The organism is Telluribacter sp. (genome assembly GCF_035998675.1).
Taxonomy (GTDB): Bacteria; Bacteroidota; Bacteroidia; order Cytophagales; family Spirosomataceae; genus Telluribacter.
The window spans coordinates 272,327-288,665 of sequence record NZ_DASYHI010000020.1; the positions used below are offsets into that span (position 1 = coordinate 272,327).

Here is a 16,339-nt window from a genome sequence, read left to right on the forward strand (position 1 = left end):
TTTACTGTTTTTATCCCATCGCTAATTTATCCTTACTGTACATCAGGCAGGAGACGATGTTCTTCTCTTCCACGGCCAGTTTTTCTTCACCCGACAGGGGGGACGTCTTTGGTAAGGCCGTTGGGTACTTGTGCGCCCGTACCATGCGGAGGGTGCGGGCCAGGTCAGAACCGGGTACTCCTTCAAAAGTATTCCAGTAATCATTGGTCAGGCATGGAATCTCCAGCGGGTCCCGGGTAATCATTTCCAGGTTATAGGTAGCCTGAGGATTATGCTTCCTGCACAGCTCTACAATTTTGTTCAAATCCAGAATCCCTTTTCCCAAGGGTACCTCCGACAGCAGAAATCCGTTTTGGTATTCATCCACGGCCATATCCTTTACGTGGGTACTCATTACAAAAGGTACCAGGGTCTGCACTACTTCCATGGGGTCTTCCATGAGAGCTATGCTATTGCCAAAATCCAAGGTAACGCCGATCCATTCACTGTTAAGACCTTTCAGCAAGGCCGCCAGTTCATCGGCCCGCCAGTCTTTATGGTTTTCAACACCCAGCTTAACCTTGTGCCGACGAAGTACCGGTTCGGCCAGTTGCAGAGAAGCCAATGATTTTTTCTTAAATTCCTGGAATTCGGCATTGGTTTTGAAAGCTTCGTAGCGTCTACCGCCCGAACAAACTGTTCTCAACACCTGCGCACCGGCTTCTTTGGCACTCTTTACTTCCTGCTCAAATGCCGCTACATCAGCCGCAGTGCGGGGCAGGCCGATGGACCCCTCGAGGTACAGTCCGGCTTTTTCGCGCTTATCCCTTACTTTTTTGGCAAAGTCCGAGGTCCAGTCCTTTACCCCCACCTGTACTCCTCCCGCGCCAATGCGCTGGCAGTGGTCAATTAAATCAATTGCGTTGGTAAAGCCGGGGTACTTCTGGCTGGGTACTTTGGAGCCCCAACGGGTCCAGTAGGAATGCACGACGATTCCCATATTGGTACTTTTAAAATGCCCGGCCATATCTGGAACGGAAAAAGCCATGGCACTGAGCGCTGCTCCTTTTAGAAAGTCTCTCCTGTCCATAGCAGTACCTGACTTTATTTGATCTTTTTCGTTTTTCATTGGTTTAATCTTATTACGTGCTAATGGACTTATTTGGCATCTTTGGTTTTACGAATATACTCATCCAGTTCCTGGGCCTTCCAGGGCATGACGCGTCCCTGGGAAGTATTACGGGTTTGGCCCACGGTACGTCGGCTGACCGCACCGGCATTATTCCCCCACTCATTGCGGATGTACGTCAGGATAGTGGTAATGGTAGCATCGTCCATGGACGAATGCGCGGGCATCACGGGCAGAATATCGGGGGCGTCGTATACTTTTCCGGCTACTTCTACCGGTCCTTCCATGCCGTGCAGTACGATCAGCGCCAGCCGCTTGTCATCACCCGTGACCCAGTCGGAGCCGATCAGCGGCGGGGCAAACCGGTTCAGACCGGCCCCGTCGGTGCCGTGACAACCGGCACAGGTAGTCAGGTAGTGCTGCCTGCCCAGCGCGAACTGCTTTTGTTCTTCTTCGCTGAGCGGATTTTTTATCGTACTACCTTCTTTTTGGGCGCTGTGTCCGGGCCAATCGTACAGAGAGAGCAGTGTGTTCATACGCGCCGGGCCCAGCTCCTCGCTCACCCGGCTGAGTAGTTTCGGAGCGGCTGGCAACGTGACCGGCCTTAGCTTACCATTACTACCCTGGATGGTCATACCGGTAAGTACCGCTTTTTCCTGCCAGCCTAAGGCTTCTTTGTCAACATCCAATAAAGCTAAAAGGGCCGTCAGCTCCGCCGGATCACGCTTACGCACTATGGCGGTGGTCAGCATTTCAAGAAATATTTCTTTGGCCGGTTCGTGGGCTTGCCAGCGCGGCGATTTCCATAGCTGCTGAAGGAAAGCGAATTCCTGATTCTCAAGGCTGCTCAGAATTGCATCACGAATCAGCGCCGTTTCTCCGTACCGGTTGGCTATTCCGGCCAGGAGTTGATGTGATACACCGGGTTCAAGGATCTCAGCCGTGAGTGCCATCTGCAGTACTTGCTCAATAGGAGCATTCTCCCACTCGCGAAGTAGTACTCCACCTAATTTTTCCTGTACTGTTTTATCTTTCCGGGCCGTGGGCTCAAGTAGGCGAAGCGCCGTGGTCCTGACCAGTGGGTCCTTGTCGGTGAGCAGTTCAAAGAGCAAATCAGGATCCATTACCTGCAAACCTTCCAGGGTCCACAGTGCATGAAAGCGTCCCAGGTTGTTGTTTCCCTTACGGGCCAGTTCAGTTAAAGAGTTTCTAACCCGCTGATCTTGGCGCCCCACCAGGAGCCGCTGCGCAGCATCCCGGTACCAGCCATCAGCATGTGACAGGTAGCCGACTAGTTCTTCAGAGGTAGCCGCAGAAAGTTTTTTAGGTTTGGAAGGTTTCCATCCTTCCGGCACCACCCGCCAGATCCTTCCCCGGTGTACGGGCAGCACGAGCTTGCGGGCCAGGGTCTGCTCCTTGAGGTAAGGCGTAATATAAGCTCCGTGCTGCACGAGCCCCCGGTACATATCCGCCACGTACAGGGCACCGTCGGGTCCGGTTGCTGTGTGTACCGGGCGGAAGCGTTCATCAGTCGAAGCCATAAACTCCCGGCCGGGATGGGGATCGTGGGCAGTAAGTAATAGTCCCCGATCCTCCACCACATTACGTTTGATCAGGTTGCCCGAAGGCTCACAAACAAAAACATTTCCGTAGTACTCGGCGGGCAGGGCTTTACCTCTATAGTACAGGGGAGAACAGGCAGCCGTAAATTCCAGCAATCGTCCTTCGTCATCCAAAGTACCCGGTATGTAGCCCCGGTTCACGGCCGGATTAGGCCGGATGGGATATATTCTTCGATCTACCGTCAGGCCATGGTCAATACCCGTGGTAGGCATATGATTTTTGTTGCGGGAAAGGTAGTTGGGTGGTACCAGGTCGGCGTGCAATTGCGACCAGTTGTAGTTATAGTACAGGCGCCCTTCGTCGTCGTGGCTTATGCCCCATTGTCCCCTGAACTCCGTGCTGTCGCGCTCCCATTTTCCGGCTATCAGGCGGTACCGCAGGCGCGACTTTACATTATAGTACCAGTTGTCCATGCCCCGCCAGAGGCCGTTGCCCGAATGCTCGGGCAGGCCGCTGCCGGCGTAGTCTTTATCAATCAGGGTTTTGGTATCGGCTTTTAAGTCTCCGTTCAGGTCCTGAGTCAGCCAAAGGGCTTCATTTTCGGCTACCAGTGCCCCACCCGGTACCAGGGCTAGCGCGCGTGGTAGAATCAGGCTATCCAGGTAAATGGTACTCTTGTCCATTTTCCCGTCGCCGTTGGTATCTTCCAGCACTGACACGCGTCCGGTTCGTTCCTTCTCGTTTGCTCCGTCAATGGTATTCATGAATCCCCTCATCTCTACCACCCACAGCCGCCCGTCCTCATCAAAGGTAATGACCACCGGGTCTTCTACCATAGGTTCTGAAGCGACGAGTTGCACCTTCAGGCCCGGTTCAATCTGAAACGAAGCCAGCTCCTGAGCGGGTGTGCGGGCGGGCGAAGGACCTTCTTCGGCCTTGTTAGCGGTACCGTAGTTGACCATACATCCGATCAGACCCGCCAGACCGGCTCCTACCAAACCGATTCGATATATTCGTTTGAACATGAAACCTATAAAAACTTGGTTAATTTGCTTACCTTACTTTTTCCAGAACGAGGTACTATACTCTGTTTGGGTCCGGATGCTTATAGGGCTGCCGGTACGGGCGTGTCAGCAGATCGGTAGCCACCTGATCACCTACTACCACCCGCTTTTTGGGATCGTACACCATCGGTCGTCCAGTAACCATGGAAAGATTCGCCAGTATACAGCTGGACGTAGAAATATGCCCTTCCTCGATGTCAGCAATGGGTCGGCTGCTCTTTTCGATGGCCGACAGAAAATCTAACATGTGTAAACGGGTGGCCGGCGCGGCATTTAATTCAATGCGCTCTTCGGTCAGATCTTCCGGATACATTTCCTTTTCGTATACCACGTCCTTATGAATCCTCTTTGCATCCTTGTCCATTGGAATGAAGTCATACTGCATGGTACTTCCCCAGAGGGTACCTTTGTCACCGTAAAGTGTAAAGGACCAGGGATATTCCGGGTTGGTAGGGGCACCCCAGGAGCGATGCTGCCACACGCAGTTCAGATCATCGTACTCAAAGGTAGCTGACTGGGTATCGGAGATATTAGATTTGCCACCTTCCTGCACGTAGATACCTCCGGTGGAAGTAATGCGCTTGGGCCAGCCCAGCCCGAGCATCCAGCGTACGGTATCAAACATGTGTACGCACATATCGCCCGTTATGCCGTTGCCATACTCCATAAAGGTACGCCACCAGCGAATGTGGGGTAGTCCGTCGTAGGGACGCATGGGCGCGGGGCCGGTCCAGGTATTATAGTCAAAGAAAGCAGGTACTTCCTGCACCGGCGGATTGCCATTGGCCCGCATGTGAAAGTAACAGCACATGTCCACGTGCGAAATTTTTCCCAACAGTCCGGCATCTACTATATTTTTCTTGGCATCAATGAGGTGGGGGGTACTCTTGCGCTGGGTACCTACCTGTACTACCTTTTTATATTTGCGGGCGGCGGCTACCATGGCCTCCCCTTCTATCACATCTACGCTGATCGGCTTCTGTACGTAAACATGCGAACCAGCCTTGACCGCATCAATCATCTGTAGCGCGTGCCAGTGGTCGGGTGTACCAATCAGTACGATATCCATTTCATTTTCGGCCAGCATCTTCTGGTAATCGCCGTACAGGCGCGGCGTCTTGCCTGATTTCTGGCGCTCACTCACCAGTTTGGCGGCTTCTGCGAGCTGGTTTTTGTCGGGATCACAAAGTGCTACTACCTCTACGGGAGCTACCTGAATCAGGCGAAATAAGTCGCTCTTGCCGTACCAACCCGTCCCGATCAACCCCACGCGGTGGGGATTGGCCGGATTGATCAGGTCCAGACCGTAGGCACCAAAAGAGGATAATGCCAGTGTTGCTGTAGCTCCCTGCAGGAAGCGGCGGCGGTTGATATTGAAGTTATGCATGAGTTCAGCAGGTACTTTTTTTTACGTATCCTTTACAGAATAAAGCGCCGGCAACTCAGCAAATACTCCTACAACGTCAACAATTATTGCAATATGATGGCAAAGGAAACTTTTTGTAGGAAGGAAATATTTTTCCGGATAGGGGAAAAAGGGAGGATAACAAATAACTAAACCGAATTGAAAGAGCTTTCGGGAGTCCCCGGTCGGGATCGAATTTTGAGTAGTAGTTTAATAAGCCAAAGGTGGTTTAAAAACCTATTTCAGCAGATTAAGTTTTATAGGAAAATGATAAACAGCTTAAAGTATGGAAGAGAAAAACCAGTCAGGAATCATTCCTGAAAATTATACGGGGAAAATTATTGATACCACGAGTTTTGTCGATTTTGAAAGCACTGAAGATGCCAAGGCCTTCTTTGAAGTAGTGAAGCAAAGACTTCTGGATGTTAATTCATGGTATAGTCTATCGGGGACGGCAACAGCGGAATTCCAGGTAGTAGATAACGAGGGTACGGAGGTAAACCGACCTGTTCAGGAGGGCGATTTTTTCAAAATCGACGTTCCGGGCCCTGGTCCGGTTGCTGGTGACGGATATGATTGGGTTAGGGTTGAGGAAATAAAATCAGTCGCAGACGCCGGGATGGAAAGTGTGGGTATTCGGGTAAGACCTACCACCAACCCTCAAAACAATGACGACCACATTGCCCATTTCTATTCTGAAGAATCCACAAGTAACTTCACTGTAACAAGGGAGGGGAATAGAATTACAGCAGGAATATACGATAGAAACACAAAGCCTAACCATGATAGTGGTCTGGCTGATAAGGCCCGGGATTTAGTTGTCGGATTGGGAGCTGTTACAGGATTCTCAAAGTTTCAGTGGCAGAAACTGGCGGATGGTTTATTAAAAAAATTGGTTTAACGATAAGTATTCTTAGGGATTTGGGACATAATATTGAATGACCAGTTTCTTGGCTTTAATCGTTGTAGTGACTGCGCGGGAAAATGGCTTCAATGAAATGTTCCTGGGGAAAACTGCGGGTATGCTATTCGGCTCAATGCTTCCATGATTCCCAAGATCAAATACATTGCTGCAAACCTGACAGCCCCCATTTCGGCTATAACTTATCCAGCGGAAATCAAATCTATTGAACAGTACAAAGATACCAACCACTACATTCTGTACTTTTTAGACCCAGCTGAGAAGATCAGGAAGGTACCATTGGTACCATTGGGAAAATCCAAGGGCAAAGCACCTCAAAGCCCTCGTTACTCATCAAGGGACAAAATTTTGAGCGCTAATACTTTGGACAGTGTATTTTGAGAAATAAGCTCAAAGCGGCCGACCCGTGCCGGGAAAGGTATAGGCAATATCTTTGGTGATCACTTTCGAGCACTTTCATGATAAATTGTTAATTATAGATTTTTTTGGAGCGCGAATTTAGTTAGAACCCAGCGGCCTGTCCATCCTTTCTCATTTCGGAAGCTCCGTGGTACACCCGCTGAACAGAGTCAATAAGTATGGCCTGGTAACCCCCGAAGAAGTCCTTATCGGTCAGCCGATGCCCCCGCTTCTCCAGCTCTTTTCGGGTCTCCATTGATATCCCGCTCTCCACAGCTACCTTGCCTCCGTCGGACATCATGGTACCGATGGGCTCACTACTGCCCGAGTGGCTGAACCGGGCGGCATCGCCCGCCTCCTGCACGTTCATCCCGAAGTCGATGATGTTGCATAGGACCTGCAGGTGCCCCTGTGGCTGCATGGCTCCGCCCATCACACCAAAGCTCAGGAAGGGTTTGCCTTCTTTCAGCACAAAGCCCGGGATAATGGTATTGAAGGGGCGCTTACCTGGTGCATACACATTGGCATGTCCGGGCTTTAAGCTGAAACTGGTGCCGCGGTTGTGTAAGGGAAAGCCCAATCCATCGGGTACCATACCACTACCAAACTCCAGCATGTTGCTCTGGATCAGCGATACGATGTTTCCTTCACTATCGGCCACAGTCAGGTAGACCGTATCGCCGGCTTTAAGTATCGACTCCGAGGGGTCAATCTTCTGGGAGGCACTCGTAAGGCTGATCAGCTTGCGCCTTTCATCGGCATAGGCTTTGGAGATGAGCCGGGTCACGGGAATCCGGGCAAACTCCGGATCGGCATAGTACCGGGCCCGGTCCTCAAAGGCCAGCTTCTTGGCCTCGATCAGCACATGCAGGTAGTCGGCGCTGTTATGGCCCATCTTTTTCAGATCATACCCCTCCACCAGGTTCAGCATCTGAAGCACCGAGATACCTTGTCCATTGGGAGGTAGTTCGTATACCTCATAGCCCCGGTAGTTAGTAGAAACCGGCTCCACCCAGGTACTTCTGGTGGCCATCAGGTCTTCTTTCCGCAGCAGCATGCCGGTTCTTTGGGCGTAGGCATCGATGGTAGCGGCAATCTCTCCTTTATAAAAAGCATCACGACCTCCTAGGGCAATTTTCTCGTAGGTGCTGGCAAGATCGGGGTTTTTGAACAGCTCGCCTTCCTGGGGCGTATGCCCGTTGATCAGGAAGGTCTTCCGGAAGTTTTCGAACTCTTTAATTACCGCCTCGGAGGCACTGAGTCTTTTATAGGCTTCGCTCCAGGAATAAGCAATGACTTCGGGGACCGGAGCTCCCTGGCGGGCATAGCGGATGCCGGGAGCCAGCAGGCTGGCCATGGGTAGTTTGCCGAAACGCTGGTGCAGGGTAAACCAGCCATCAACGGCTCCGGGAACCGAGACCGAGAGCGGACCATACAGAGGAATCTGTTCCTGGTCTTTGAGCTGCCGTTTCAGCATGTCCAGGGTATGGCCCTGAGCTGAGCGTCCGCTGGCGTTGAGGCCATACAGTTTCTGGTCTTTGGCCGACCAGACCAGGGCGAACAAATCCCCTCCGATACCACAGTTATTGGGTTCTATGACACCCAGCAGGGCATTAGCCGCAATGGCCGCATCCATGGCGGTACCTCCCTGTTTAAGAATATCAAGTCCGGCCATGGTAGCCAGCGGATGGCTGCTGGCCACCATGGCCTGGGTAGCCAGCACAGGGCTTCTTGATACGAAGTTGGAGCCACTGATACGATCTCCTTTCTGACCAAAGCTCGGGAGACAGACCAGCAGAAAGAATAGGAAAGTACAGGCGGATGAAACGGTAAAGCTTTTTCTTAGGAACATTGTGTAGTAGTCAGTCAGATCTGTAATAAGAGGTTCAGGAGATTTGGGCACCAATTTTCTCCAGTAATAATTTAGTGGCCCGTATCCCTTCATCTTCACTCAGACGGGTGCCAGAATATTCAATACCTGCGTAACCTTTAAAGTTTTTGTTCATACCATTTTTGACAATAGTTAACAGACGTTTATAGTCTATTGTGGTTTCGTTTCCCTGAGCATCAAAGTCACGGGACTTAGCACTTACACCTTTGGCAAATGGCATCATCTCCTCTGTACCTAAGTAACGATCATATTGCTTAATACAGTCACTTTGTGAGCGTTCGAGACAAAAGTTGTCGAAGTCAGGTAATGTTCCGCAGAAAGGATTATTTACTTTTTTGATAACATTGCCCAGCCATTTTCCATCGGAGGAGAATCCTCCGTGATTTTCAACTAAAACGCCTATGTTATTCTTTGCGCCATATTCTGACAATGCACCTAAGCCATCTACAGAGGCAAGTGCCATATCCTGGGCGCTACCTGTACCGCGTAGATTAACCCTAATAGAATGGCAACCAAGAAATTTGGCAGCATCAATCCACTGGTAGTGATTTTCTACGGCCTGATTTCTTTTTGCATCATCTGTATCGGCCAATGGACCCGCAGTATCTACCATTATCAAAACATTACGCACGTTCAGATCTCTGGTGCGGGCTTTTAATTCAGATAGGTAGCTACGGTCTTTTGCTTTGTCTCTGAAGAACTGATCTACGTATTCAACGGCGTTTATACCAAAGTCGTTTTTGGCCTTAGCGGGAAAGTCCATGTTGGTCAATTTCCCACTCATTAAAGTGCGATGTAGTGACCACTCAGCCAGTGATATTTCAAAAAATGGTTTTTTTGTAACATTAGCATAGCTTTCGGTAGCCAGGAAGCCGGAAGTAAATTCCAGGCTAGCTGCCGCCAGTCCGGAATATTTAAAAAAGGCACGTCTTGTAAGGGTCATAAAAGGCTAGAAATCGACGATAAGTTATTCTTGTCCCCAGTTAGAATTTAATTTTAGATTTTACTACTCTGATGTTTTTCAAGCCATATGGCATCTTCAAAGTCCTGTAGTGCGATCTGTAGTAACTATTGAATCTTCTAATGTAGGAATCATTCTGCAGCTCAAATAAACCGATGCAGGACAAAGCCACACTCACCTGAAAAGGGTGAATTATTCTCATGATCTTCCTTTTAGTCGTAGTAACTTTTCTTAAAGTGACTTTATTATCTTCATTGCTTCCGGATCCCAGTCAATAATGGATTTTTCAAAGTAGCTTTTATTTGAAAGCAAGGCGGGGCCCGCCGCTCTGAATCCGAATACAGCATCCTCTACAACAGACTTATTATTTCGCATAGCATTAAAGAAGTTAGCAAAATGATCAACCCGGTCATCGTAGCCCGGAGGAGCTTTGTATTCTTCCGTTTCTGGTCCCAGCATTTCTGCCTCAACTATATACTTAGAATGATAATCCGCCAGAAATTTCTCCTGCATGGCTTTAGGGAATGTGTCAATGGTATACCCGGGAGCTTTTGCCATCTTTTTTCTCTTGACGGTAACTGTATTGCCGGATACTGTAATCTGGCCGTCACTTCCAACAAATCGAAAACCTGAACCTCCTCCGGAACCATCAGCGAAGTTTACTCTCAATGTCAGGTTAAAGGCAGGATGAGACGCTGTCTTGGGATAATCATAAATACCCACCATAACGTCAGGCACATCGCGGCCGTCTTTCCAGTAGCGCAATCCGCCGCTTGTTATGACACGGGTTGGGCCGTTTGAGTCCAGTATATAATGCATACCTGAAAACAGGTGAACAAACAAATCTCCGGCTACGCCCGTACCATAATCCTGATAATTACGCCAACGAAAAAAACGAATGGGATCAAATGGTATTTTAGGGGCTTTATTACTAAGAAAGCGTTCCCACCCAACAGTTTCCGGCGACGCATCGGGTGGAATAGAATATTGCCACGCTCCTTGTGCTGAATGTCTGTCATAGTATACTTCAACATAGTTCAGCTCACCAATAGCTCCGGCCTTATAAAGCTCCTTCGCTTTAGCATATATGATAGAGCTAACGCGTTGACTTCCTACCTGAAAAACTTTTTTGAATCCTTTTGAGCCTTGATCACTTCATGTCCCTGTTCAATCTTATGAACCATTGGCTTTTCGCAATAAACGGCTTTCCCAGCCTTCAATGCTTCAACTGCAATTAGGGAGTGAAGATGATCGGGTGTGGCCAGAATAATAGCATCAATGTCACTTCGCTTCAGTATCTCAGAATAGTCCCGGGTGGTCTGTATGCCACTGCCAAATAACTCCTTGGCACGTGTAAGACGACCATCATAAAGATCAGCTACGGCCATTAGCTTAACTCCCGGTACCTTCAAGGCCGCCTTGATATCTCCCATACCCATAATACCAGTTCCAATACAGGCAACCTGGATATTGTCATTAGGCGATGTTGTTTCTTTCGATAGAGGAAGTACCTGCGGAGTACCAGCTGGACTGGCAAGAAGCATATTGGTAGTAGTACCTGATATTAATACACCTCCCGTGAGCTTTTTTATAAAGTTGCGTCTGTTATTTTCGTTGATTTTGCCCATAGTAGCTTTAATATAAGAATGCTTAGATTATAGAATTTGAAAGTACTAAGACTGGAAAGTCTTAGTACTAGAAGAGATCTTTTTTTAAAAATACTTAACCACGCTTAATTTGTACACCGCCCCTAAGCGTTAAAAAATGCATATAAATACATAATTGTATATAAGAAAGCCGTTAAATCGTGTGATTTAGCGGCTTGGGTGTGTCTTGAGGGATTCGGATTCTAAACCGCCATTTGCTATTTATTGGTTTTACTTCAGATAAGAGCTCTAATCTTTCAAATCATATTATTAAATAAATATGGATGCAACCTGTAATTATACTTCTTTGCAGAACACGATGTGTACTGTTGAATCTGGGCCGCAATTCAATAGTATGTACTACAGCAATCGTACATGCCAAAATAAGGATACACGTGATTTGCATACATATGCCCCCATTTCCCCTTTTTAAGGTATTTATGGAAAGACAACAGAAAGAGAAAACATATACTTACTGGCGAGTCAAAAGAAAAAGCACTTAACAAGAAATTGTTAAGTGCTTGATTTTCAAGAGCCCCCAGTCGGGATCGAACCAACGACCTACTGATTACAAGTCAGTTGCTCTACCAGCTGAGCTATGGAGGCTTATGTTACCTTACAAGTCAGTTGCTCTATCGAATCGTCGAACCGCAGCTGAGCTATAGAGGATTTTATTACCGTTTCAAAAAGGTTACCCGGTTATTATCCTTGTTCTCTTTCTGATTTGGTGATGCAAAAATAGCGGGCCGGATTTTACAACGCAAGTACTTTGCCGCTATTTTTTTCAGTTTTAGATAGCTTCCTGAATGATAGTGAGTTGGTGCTTCAGGTCCTGTAGCTGATCTTCGGCGCTTTTAATTTTCCTTTCAAAATCAGCTCTTAGTTTATCTGAGGCCTTGGATTTGGAAAAGAACTCGATGTTATTCTGCCAAAGCGATATATCGTTTTCCAACTGGGAAATCTTCCGGCGAATGTCGTTTTCTTTCCGGTACAATCCCCGGCCTGAATCCCCTTCCCGCACCATTTCCACTTCACTTTCCAGTACCACCTGCTCTTTTTCCTTGGAAGTTAACTTACCAATGGCACTCACGTAGGTGTTAATAGCGTTGATGTACCGTTTTTGAATGGACTGCATGTCTTTCTTCGGCACAAATCCAAGCGAAGCCCACTCTTCTTTGAAGGCGTTCAACTGCTTTAGGGTAGAATCTCCTGCCTCGGCAGCTGCACTTTCAATCCGCTCACACAATTCTTTCTTTCTGGCCAGATTTTCCTCAAAGTCTTTCTCTACCTCCTGGTTCTTGTTCCGCTTCTTATTAAAGTAGGCGTCGCAGGCCTGCTTGAATCGCTGGTAGATTGAATCCTTGAATTTTTCGGAAACCTGCCCAATGGTTTTCCATTTTTTCTGCAGCTCAATGACCCGCTGGGTATTCTGTGGGTTGTCCTCGCCGGTGGCCAGTATCTGCTCTACTTCTTCGCACAGTTCGGTTTTGGCCTTCAGGTTTTGCTCGCGCTTCGACTCCAGCTGTTTGAAGAACTCTCCTTTATTATGGAAAAACGTTTTCAACGCTCCCCAGAACTTCCGGCTCAGCTCTTTGCCTTCTTCCCGTGGCATGGGGCCTTTGGTGGCTACCCACTGATCCTGTAACGCCAGAATTTCCTTGGTCTTAGCATTCCAGTCGTTGATACTTCCCGAGGAGAAAGACGTAAAGGGTACCAGGGTTTCGTAAATCTTCGATTTTTCCTCGTAGGTAACGGCCATGGTTTTCTTCTGGTCGCTGTGCTGGGAACGTCGGGCGTCATACAGAGCGTCCAACGACTTTTTAAACCGCTGCCAGAGCTCTTCCTGCTCTTCGCGCGGAGCTGGCCCTACGTGTTTGTATTCTTCAAAAATCTGATTGGCTTCTTCCAGCACCTCCCGGCCCATGGGCCGGTTTTCCAGGGATGCGACTATGCCTTCTACTTTTTCGCACAATTCGGCCTTTAACTCGGCATTGCGCTTGCGATCCAGTTCTTTAAGTTCGAAATAGATATTCCGGATGCTGAAGTACCGATCAACCAGGGCATTGTAGGTAGCCCAAAGGGTACCATTGTGCGGAGAAGAAATATTCCCCGCTGACTTCCATTCTTCCTGTATCTTTTTAAACTCCTCCCAACTGGCTTTCATATCGGCCGCGTCGGTCTCGCGTGACTCTTCCGCTTCTACCAGTTCGCGCAGGCGCTGCAGAAGGGCGGTTTTGGAGCTGAAATTCTTTTCTTTATTTTTTTCCAGATTCTGGTAAAAACTATTCTTCCGGGACCGGATTTCACGACACAGCTCCTCAATCCGGTGGGTCTGCTCATCGTGCTTGTATTCAAATCCTTCTTCACTGCCCGTATCGGACTTGTACTTCTCACGGGCTTCCTCCCACTCGGTCCGCTTGATTTGGTCCAATACCGGACGGATTTCCCGTACCACCTCATCCGCCCTTTTCAATTGGGCAGGGGTTGTAGCTTCACCGGTAATGGTACTATGCTCTTTTTCAAGGACTTCAATGAGCTCTTGTTTGCTCATGTGGCTATAATCCGCCACCTCAGAGGTTTCTTCCACCTCAAGATCCTCGTGCATTTCCATATCAAGGGAATCGTCTGACTTTTTCGTCAGTTCTTCTTCCTGCTCCGTATTGTCGAGCGCGTCGCGTTCTTCCTGTGCCATCGTGCTTAGTGTTACGTAAGTGCCTATATCCGCAAAATTAACAATCTTTACTTTGAAATGGTTAATTTTGTAAAAGTACCTCCAACTTATCCTCTCCCCATGAGTCCGATTATTGCAGCTTTGCGGAACGAGTATACCCTTAACGGTCTGAGTGAATCAGATGTTTCCGAAAGCCCGTTTACCCAGTTCAGTCAGTGGTTTGAGGAAACCTTAAGGGCGCAGCTACCCGAGCCCAATGCCATGCACCTAAGTACGGTCGGGCCGGACCTCCGGCCCAATGGCCGGGTGGTACTTCTTAAGGGTCTGGACGAAAAAGGATTTGTGTTCTATACTAATTACGAAAGCCAGAAAGGGCAGGATTTATTACTACATCCCTATGCGTCCCTTACTTTTTTCTGGAAAGAACTGGAACGGCAAATCCGGGTGGAGGGGCGCGTAGAAAAAGTGAGTGAGCAGGAGTCAGACGAGTACTTTGCGGTGCGTCCGAGGGGCAGTCAGATTGGTGCCTGGGTGTCGAACCAGAGTATCATAATAAAGGACCGGCAGGAACTAGCCGAAAAGCAGGCGTACTACGAGGAAATGTTCCGGGACCAGGAGGTACCCCGCCCGCCCCACTGGGGTGGCTACCGGGTACTACCCGAACAGGTGGAGTTCTGGCAGGGACGCCCCAGCCGGCTCCACGACCGCCTCAGGTACCGGCTCGAAGAAAACGGCACCTGGACCATTGAAAGGCTATCTCCCTAATAGTTTGAAGATTTTTTTAAAGAAATACCGATAAATCCTGTACTCCCAGCATTCGCCGGGTAACAAAACCTTCGCCGTACTTTACGCCAATGGCGTGCCCCATTTCTTCCGCGCGGGCTTTAATAAAATCAAAGAATTCGGGGGTGGAAATATAGCTTTGGGGCTCGTCTACAGTGGCCTTGTATTCGGGTACGTGAAACTGGCTCCGGAACGCGAGCATCGCTTCCATTTTCTTTTCGTGGTAGGGAGTAATGTCCACCACGAAGTCCGGCTTCATAAAGCGGTCCTGGATAAAGTGAAAGACCAGCCGGGGGCGCCAGGGTAGCTGGGGATTTCCCTGGTCATCCAGGGTTTCAATCATGCGGAGACCGGAGTAAAAACAACTTTCATACACCAGTTGGGCGGCCCGGCCGTGGTCGGGATGCCGGTCGTCTACGGCATTGGTAATGACAATATCGGGCTGGTACTTGCGGATGTAGGGGATTATGGCCAGTTGGTGCTGCTCATCATTCCGGAAGAAGCCATCGGCCAGCCCCACATTGTCCCTAATTTTTATTCCTAAAACCGCGGCTGCATCATGGGCTTCCTGAATCCGTCCTTTGGGGGTACCGCGGGTACCTAATTCGCCCCGGGTCAGGTCCAGAATCCCTACTTTTTTTCCCTGCTCAATCTGGGAAAGTAACGTGCCGGCGCAGCTTAGTTCAACATCATCAGGATGAGCGGCAATGGCCAGAATATCTAACTTCATTTTTGTGTGTATAAGTCTTTATTTGACGCGAAGTTTCTGACCAACACGCAAGGTAGAACGAACACTGATGCGGTTTTTCTTAGCCAGCGCCGATACACTGAGGCCGTAACGACTGGCGATGGAGGTAAGGGTTTCGCCGGAGCGAACTTTGTGCAGTAAAGTACGGCTGAACACCGGTTTTTCGCCGCTCTCAAATTCACTTCTATTGGAGCGACCCCGGAGGTGGTCCCATACCTGGCTGGTCAGGATAAAGTGGTCGGCCTTAATCTGCTGATTATCCCAGTCAAAAACATTGCGGGGGTCGAAAGGATTGCCTTCGTAGCGGTTTTCGTAGTGCAGGTGCGGACCCGAGCTGCGTCCGGTACTGCCGCCCAAACCAATCAGGTCGCCGGCCTTTACCAGCTGTCCCGACTCCACCAGGGGCTTGGACAAGTGCCCGTACAGGGTCTCGAGTCCATTGTAATGACGAATCAGGACGAAGCGACCGTAACCACTGCCATCCACCGCTACAATCCGGACCATTCCGTCGTAGGTGGCGTATACGGGATCGCCGGTGTCGAGGTCCAGGTCGGTACCATTGTGCCAGCGGCCCCATCGAAAACCAAAGTTAGAGGTAGTCCGGGTTTTATCCAGCGGGATATTCCAGAAGCGGTTTTCGGTTGGATCATAGAGTTTGATGTCAATGGTTTCATCAAATTCCAGCGGATTCATATTGTAGGGGTCAATGGTGCGCGAATCCCAGACCACGTAATAATCGGCGATCTTGACCCAATCGTCCCCGATCAACATGGAATCTACCACCTCCAGTACATTGGTTTCCCCCTCGTCAATACTACTGGTGTCTTCACTTACGACGGGATTGAGCGGCTTGGCCGGCTCGAACTGGCTCTGAAAATTGAGGTTTGACGTTTCGACTTTAAATTCCGCTTCGGGTTCCCGTTGGGGTTCTACCACGGGAAAATTGGGATTGTAGGTACTGTTGTTGTTATTGGTACCGTTCTGCTTGATTTTAGGATTCTTTTTGAATTTACCTCGCTCCTGGGCATCCGCATTCCACGCTACCAAACACATTATCATCAGCAGGCAACCAATGAGTTTTCCTTTCATGTTATTATCGTACTAATCAGTAGAAGAGTATTTCCTAAATACGAAAAAGAAGCAAACTAATTTTATAACCAACTCACTTCTTCCGGTCT

Annotated in this window: 12 protein-coding genes and 1 tRNA gene; 2 read left to right on the forward strand and 11 right to left on the reverse strand. The window is 49.0% G+C overall.

What is annotated here, in order from left to right; translation table 11 throughout:
- Positions 1-10: 10 nt before the first annotated feature.
- From VGN67_RS15255 to VGN67_RS15265, 3 genes are all read right to left on the reverse strand, one after another.
- A complete protein-coding gene (locus VGN67_RS15255) occupies positions 11-1,069 on the reverse strand; it encodes a sugar phosphate isomerase/epimerase family protein (protein WP_327488409.1) in 1,059 nt (352 codons plus the stop codon).
- A 68-nt stretch (positions 1,070-1,137) separates the two neighbouring features.
- Positions 1,138-3,696, reverse strand: coding sequence for a DUF7133 domain-containing protein (locus VGN67_RS15260; protein WP_327487719.1), 2,559 nt, complete (start codon positions 3,694-3,696; stop codon positions 1,138-1,140).
- 55 nt (positions 3,697-3,751) lie between these two features.
- Complete coding sequence (locus VGN67_RS15265) at positions 3,752-5,122, reverse strand: Gfo/Idh/MocA family oxidoreductase (protein ID WP_327487720.1); 1,371 nt, start codon at positions 5,120-5,122, stop codon at positions 3,752-3,754.
- Positions 5,123-5,426: 304 nt separating this feature from the next.
- On the opposite strand from VGN67_RS15265, the gene VGN67_RS15270 reads away from it, so the two are divergent.
- Positions 5,427-6,041: a hypothetical protein gene (locus tag VGN67_RS15270; RefSeq protein ID WP_327487721.1), complete on the forward strand. Its 615-nt coding sequence runs from the start codon at positions 5,427-5,429 to the stop codon at positions 6,039-6,041.
- Positions 6,042-6,564: 523 nt separating this feature from the next.
- Here VGN67_RS15270 and ggt read toward each other — a convergent pair.
- The 6 genes from ggt to VGN67_RS15300 all read right to left on the reverse strand — a co-directional run bounded on the left by ggt (position 6,565) and on the right by VGN67_RS15300 (position 13,651).
- Entirely contained in the window at positions 6,565-8,313 is a 1,749-nt protein-coding gene (gene ggt, locus VGN67_RS15275) for a gamma-glutamyltransferase (RefSeq protein WP_327487722.1), read from the reverse strand.
- Between the two features lie 34 nt (positions 8,314-8,347).
- Positions 8,348-9,295: a sugar phosphate isomerase/epimerase family protein gene (locus tag VGN67_RS15280; RefSeq protein ID WP_327487723.1), complete on the reverse strand. Its 948-nt coding sequence runs from the start codon at positions 9,293-9,295 to the stop codon at positions 8,348-8,350.
- A 249-nt stretch (positions 9,296-9,544) separates the two neighbouring features.
- Positions 9,545-10,405: a Gfo/Idh/MocA family oxidoreductase gene (locus VGN67_RS15285; RefSeq protein ID WP_327488410.1), complete on the reverse strand. Its 861-nt coding sequence runs from the start codon at positions 10,403-10,405 to the stop codon at positions 9,545-9,547.
- A 20-nt stretch (positions 10,406-10,425) separates the two neighbouring features.
- Complete coding sequence (locus VGN67_RS15290; RefSeq protein WP_327487724.1) at positions 10,426-10,941, reverse strand: Gfo/Idh/MocA family protein; 516 nt, start codon at positions 10,939-10,941, stop codon at positions 10,426-10,428.
- 551 nt (positions 10,942-11,492) lie between these two features.
- Positions 11,493-11,565 (reverse strand) — tRNA-Thr (locus VGN67_RS15295).
- Between the two features lie 184 nt (positions 11,566-11,749).
- Entirely contained in the window at positions 11,750-13,651 is a 1,902-nt protein-coding gene (locus tag VGN67_RS15300; protein WP_327487725.1) for a DUF349 domain-containing protein, read from the reverse strand.
- A gap of 99 nt (positions 13,652-13,750) precedes the next feature.
- On the opposite strand from VGN67_RS15300, the gene pdxH reads away from it, so the two are divergent.
- Positions 13,751-14,395, forward strand: coding sequence for a pyridoxamine 5'-phosphate oxidase (gene pdxH / locus VGN67_RS15305; protein WP_327487726.1), 645 nt, complete (start codon positions 13,751-13,753; stop codon positions 14,393-14,395).
- 16 nt (positions 14,396-14,411) lie between these two features.
- Here the strand turns inward: pdxH and bshB1 are convergent, their stop codons facing one another.
- Both bshB1 and VGN67_RS15315 read right to left on the reverse strand, forming a co-directional pair.
- A complete protein-coding gene (gene bshB1, locus VGN67_RS15310) occupies positions 14,412-15,143 on the reverse strand; it encodes a bacillithiol biosynthesis deacetylase BshB1 (protein WP_327487727.1) in 732 nt (243 codons plus the stop codon).
- Positions 15,144-15,161: 18 nt separating this feature from the next.
- On the reverse strand, positions 15,162-16,250 hold the full coding sequence (locus VGN67_RS15315) for a M23 family metallopeptidase (protein WP_327487728.1): 1,089 nt from the start codon (positions 16,248-16,250) through the stop codon (positions 15,162-15,164).
- Positions 16,251-16,339 lie beyond the last annotated feature (89 nt).

What these genes read in the sequence shown, in the direction of transcription:
- VGN67_RS15255 (WP_327488409.1), bottom strand. Translation starts at nt 1,069, where the DNA reads ATGGACAGGAGAGACTTTCTAAAAGGAGCAGCGCTCAGTGCCATGGCT.
- VGN67_RS15260 (WP_327487719.1), bottom strand. Translation starts at nt 3,696, where the DNA reads ATGTTCAAACGAATATATCGAATCGGTTTGGTAGGAGCCGGTCTGGCG.
- VGN67_RS15265 (WP_327487720.1), bottom strand. Translation starts at nt 5,122, where the DNA reads ATGCATAACTTCAATATCAACCGCCGCCGCTTCCTGCAGGGAGCTACA.
- VGN67_RS15270 (WP_327487721.1), top strand. Translation starts at nt 5,427, where the DNA reads ATGGAAGAGAAAAACCAGTCAGGAATCATTCCTGAAAATTATACGGGG.
- ggt (WP_327487722.1), bottom strand. Translation starts at nt 8,313, where the DNA reads ATGTTCCTAAGAAAAAGCTTTACCGTTTCATCCGCCTGTACTTTCCTA.
- VGN67_RS15280 (WP_327487723.1), bottom strand. Translation starts at nt 9,295, where the DNA reads ATGACCCTTACAAGACGTGCCTTTTTTAAATATTCCGGACTGGCGGCA.
- VGN67_RS15290 (WP_327487724.1), bottom strand. Translation starts at nt 10,941, where the DNA reads ATGGGCAAAATCAACGAAAATAACAGACGCAACTTTATAAAAAAGCTC.
- VGN67_RS15300 (WP_327487725.1), bottom strand. Translation starts at nt 13,651, where the DNA reads ATGGCACAGGAAGAACGCGACGCGCTCGACAATACGGAGCAGGAAGAA.
- pdxH (WP_327487726.1), top strand. Translation starts at nt 13,751, where the DNA reads ATGAGTCCGATTATTGCAGCTTTGCGGAACGAGTATACCCTTAACGGT.
- bshB1 (WP_327487727.1), bottom strand. Translation starts at nt 15,143, where the DNA reads ATGAAGTTAGATATTCTGGCCATTGCCGCTCATCCTGATGATGTTGAA.
- VGN67_RS15315 (WP_327487728.1), bottom strand. Translation starts at nt 16,250, where the DNA reads ATGAAAGGAAAACTCATTGGTTGCCTGCTGATGATAATGTGTTTGGTA.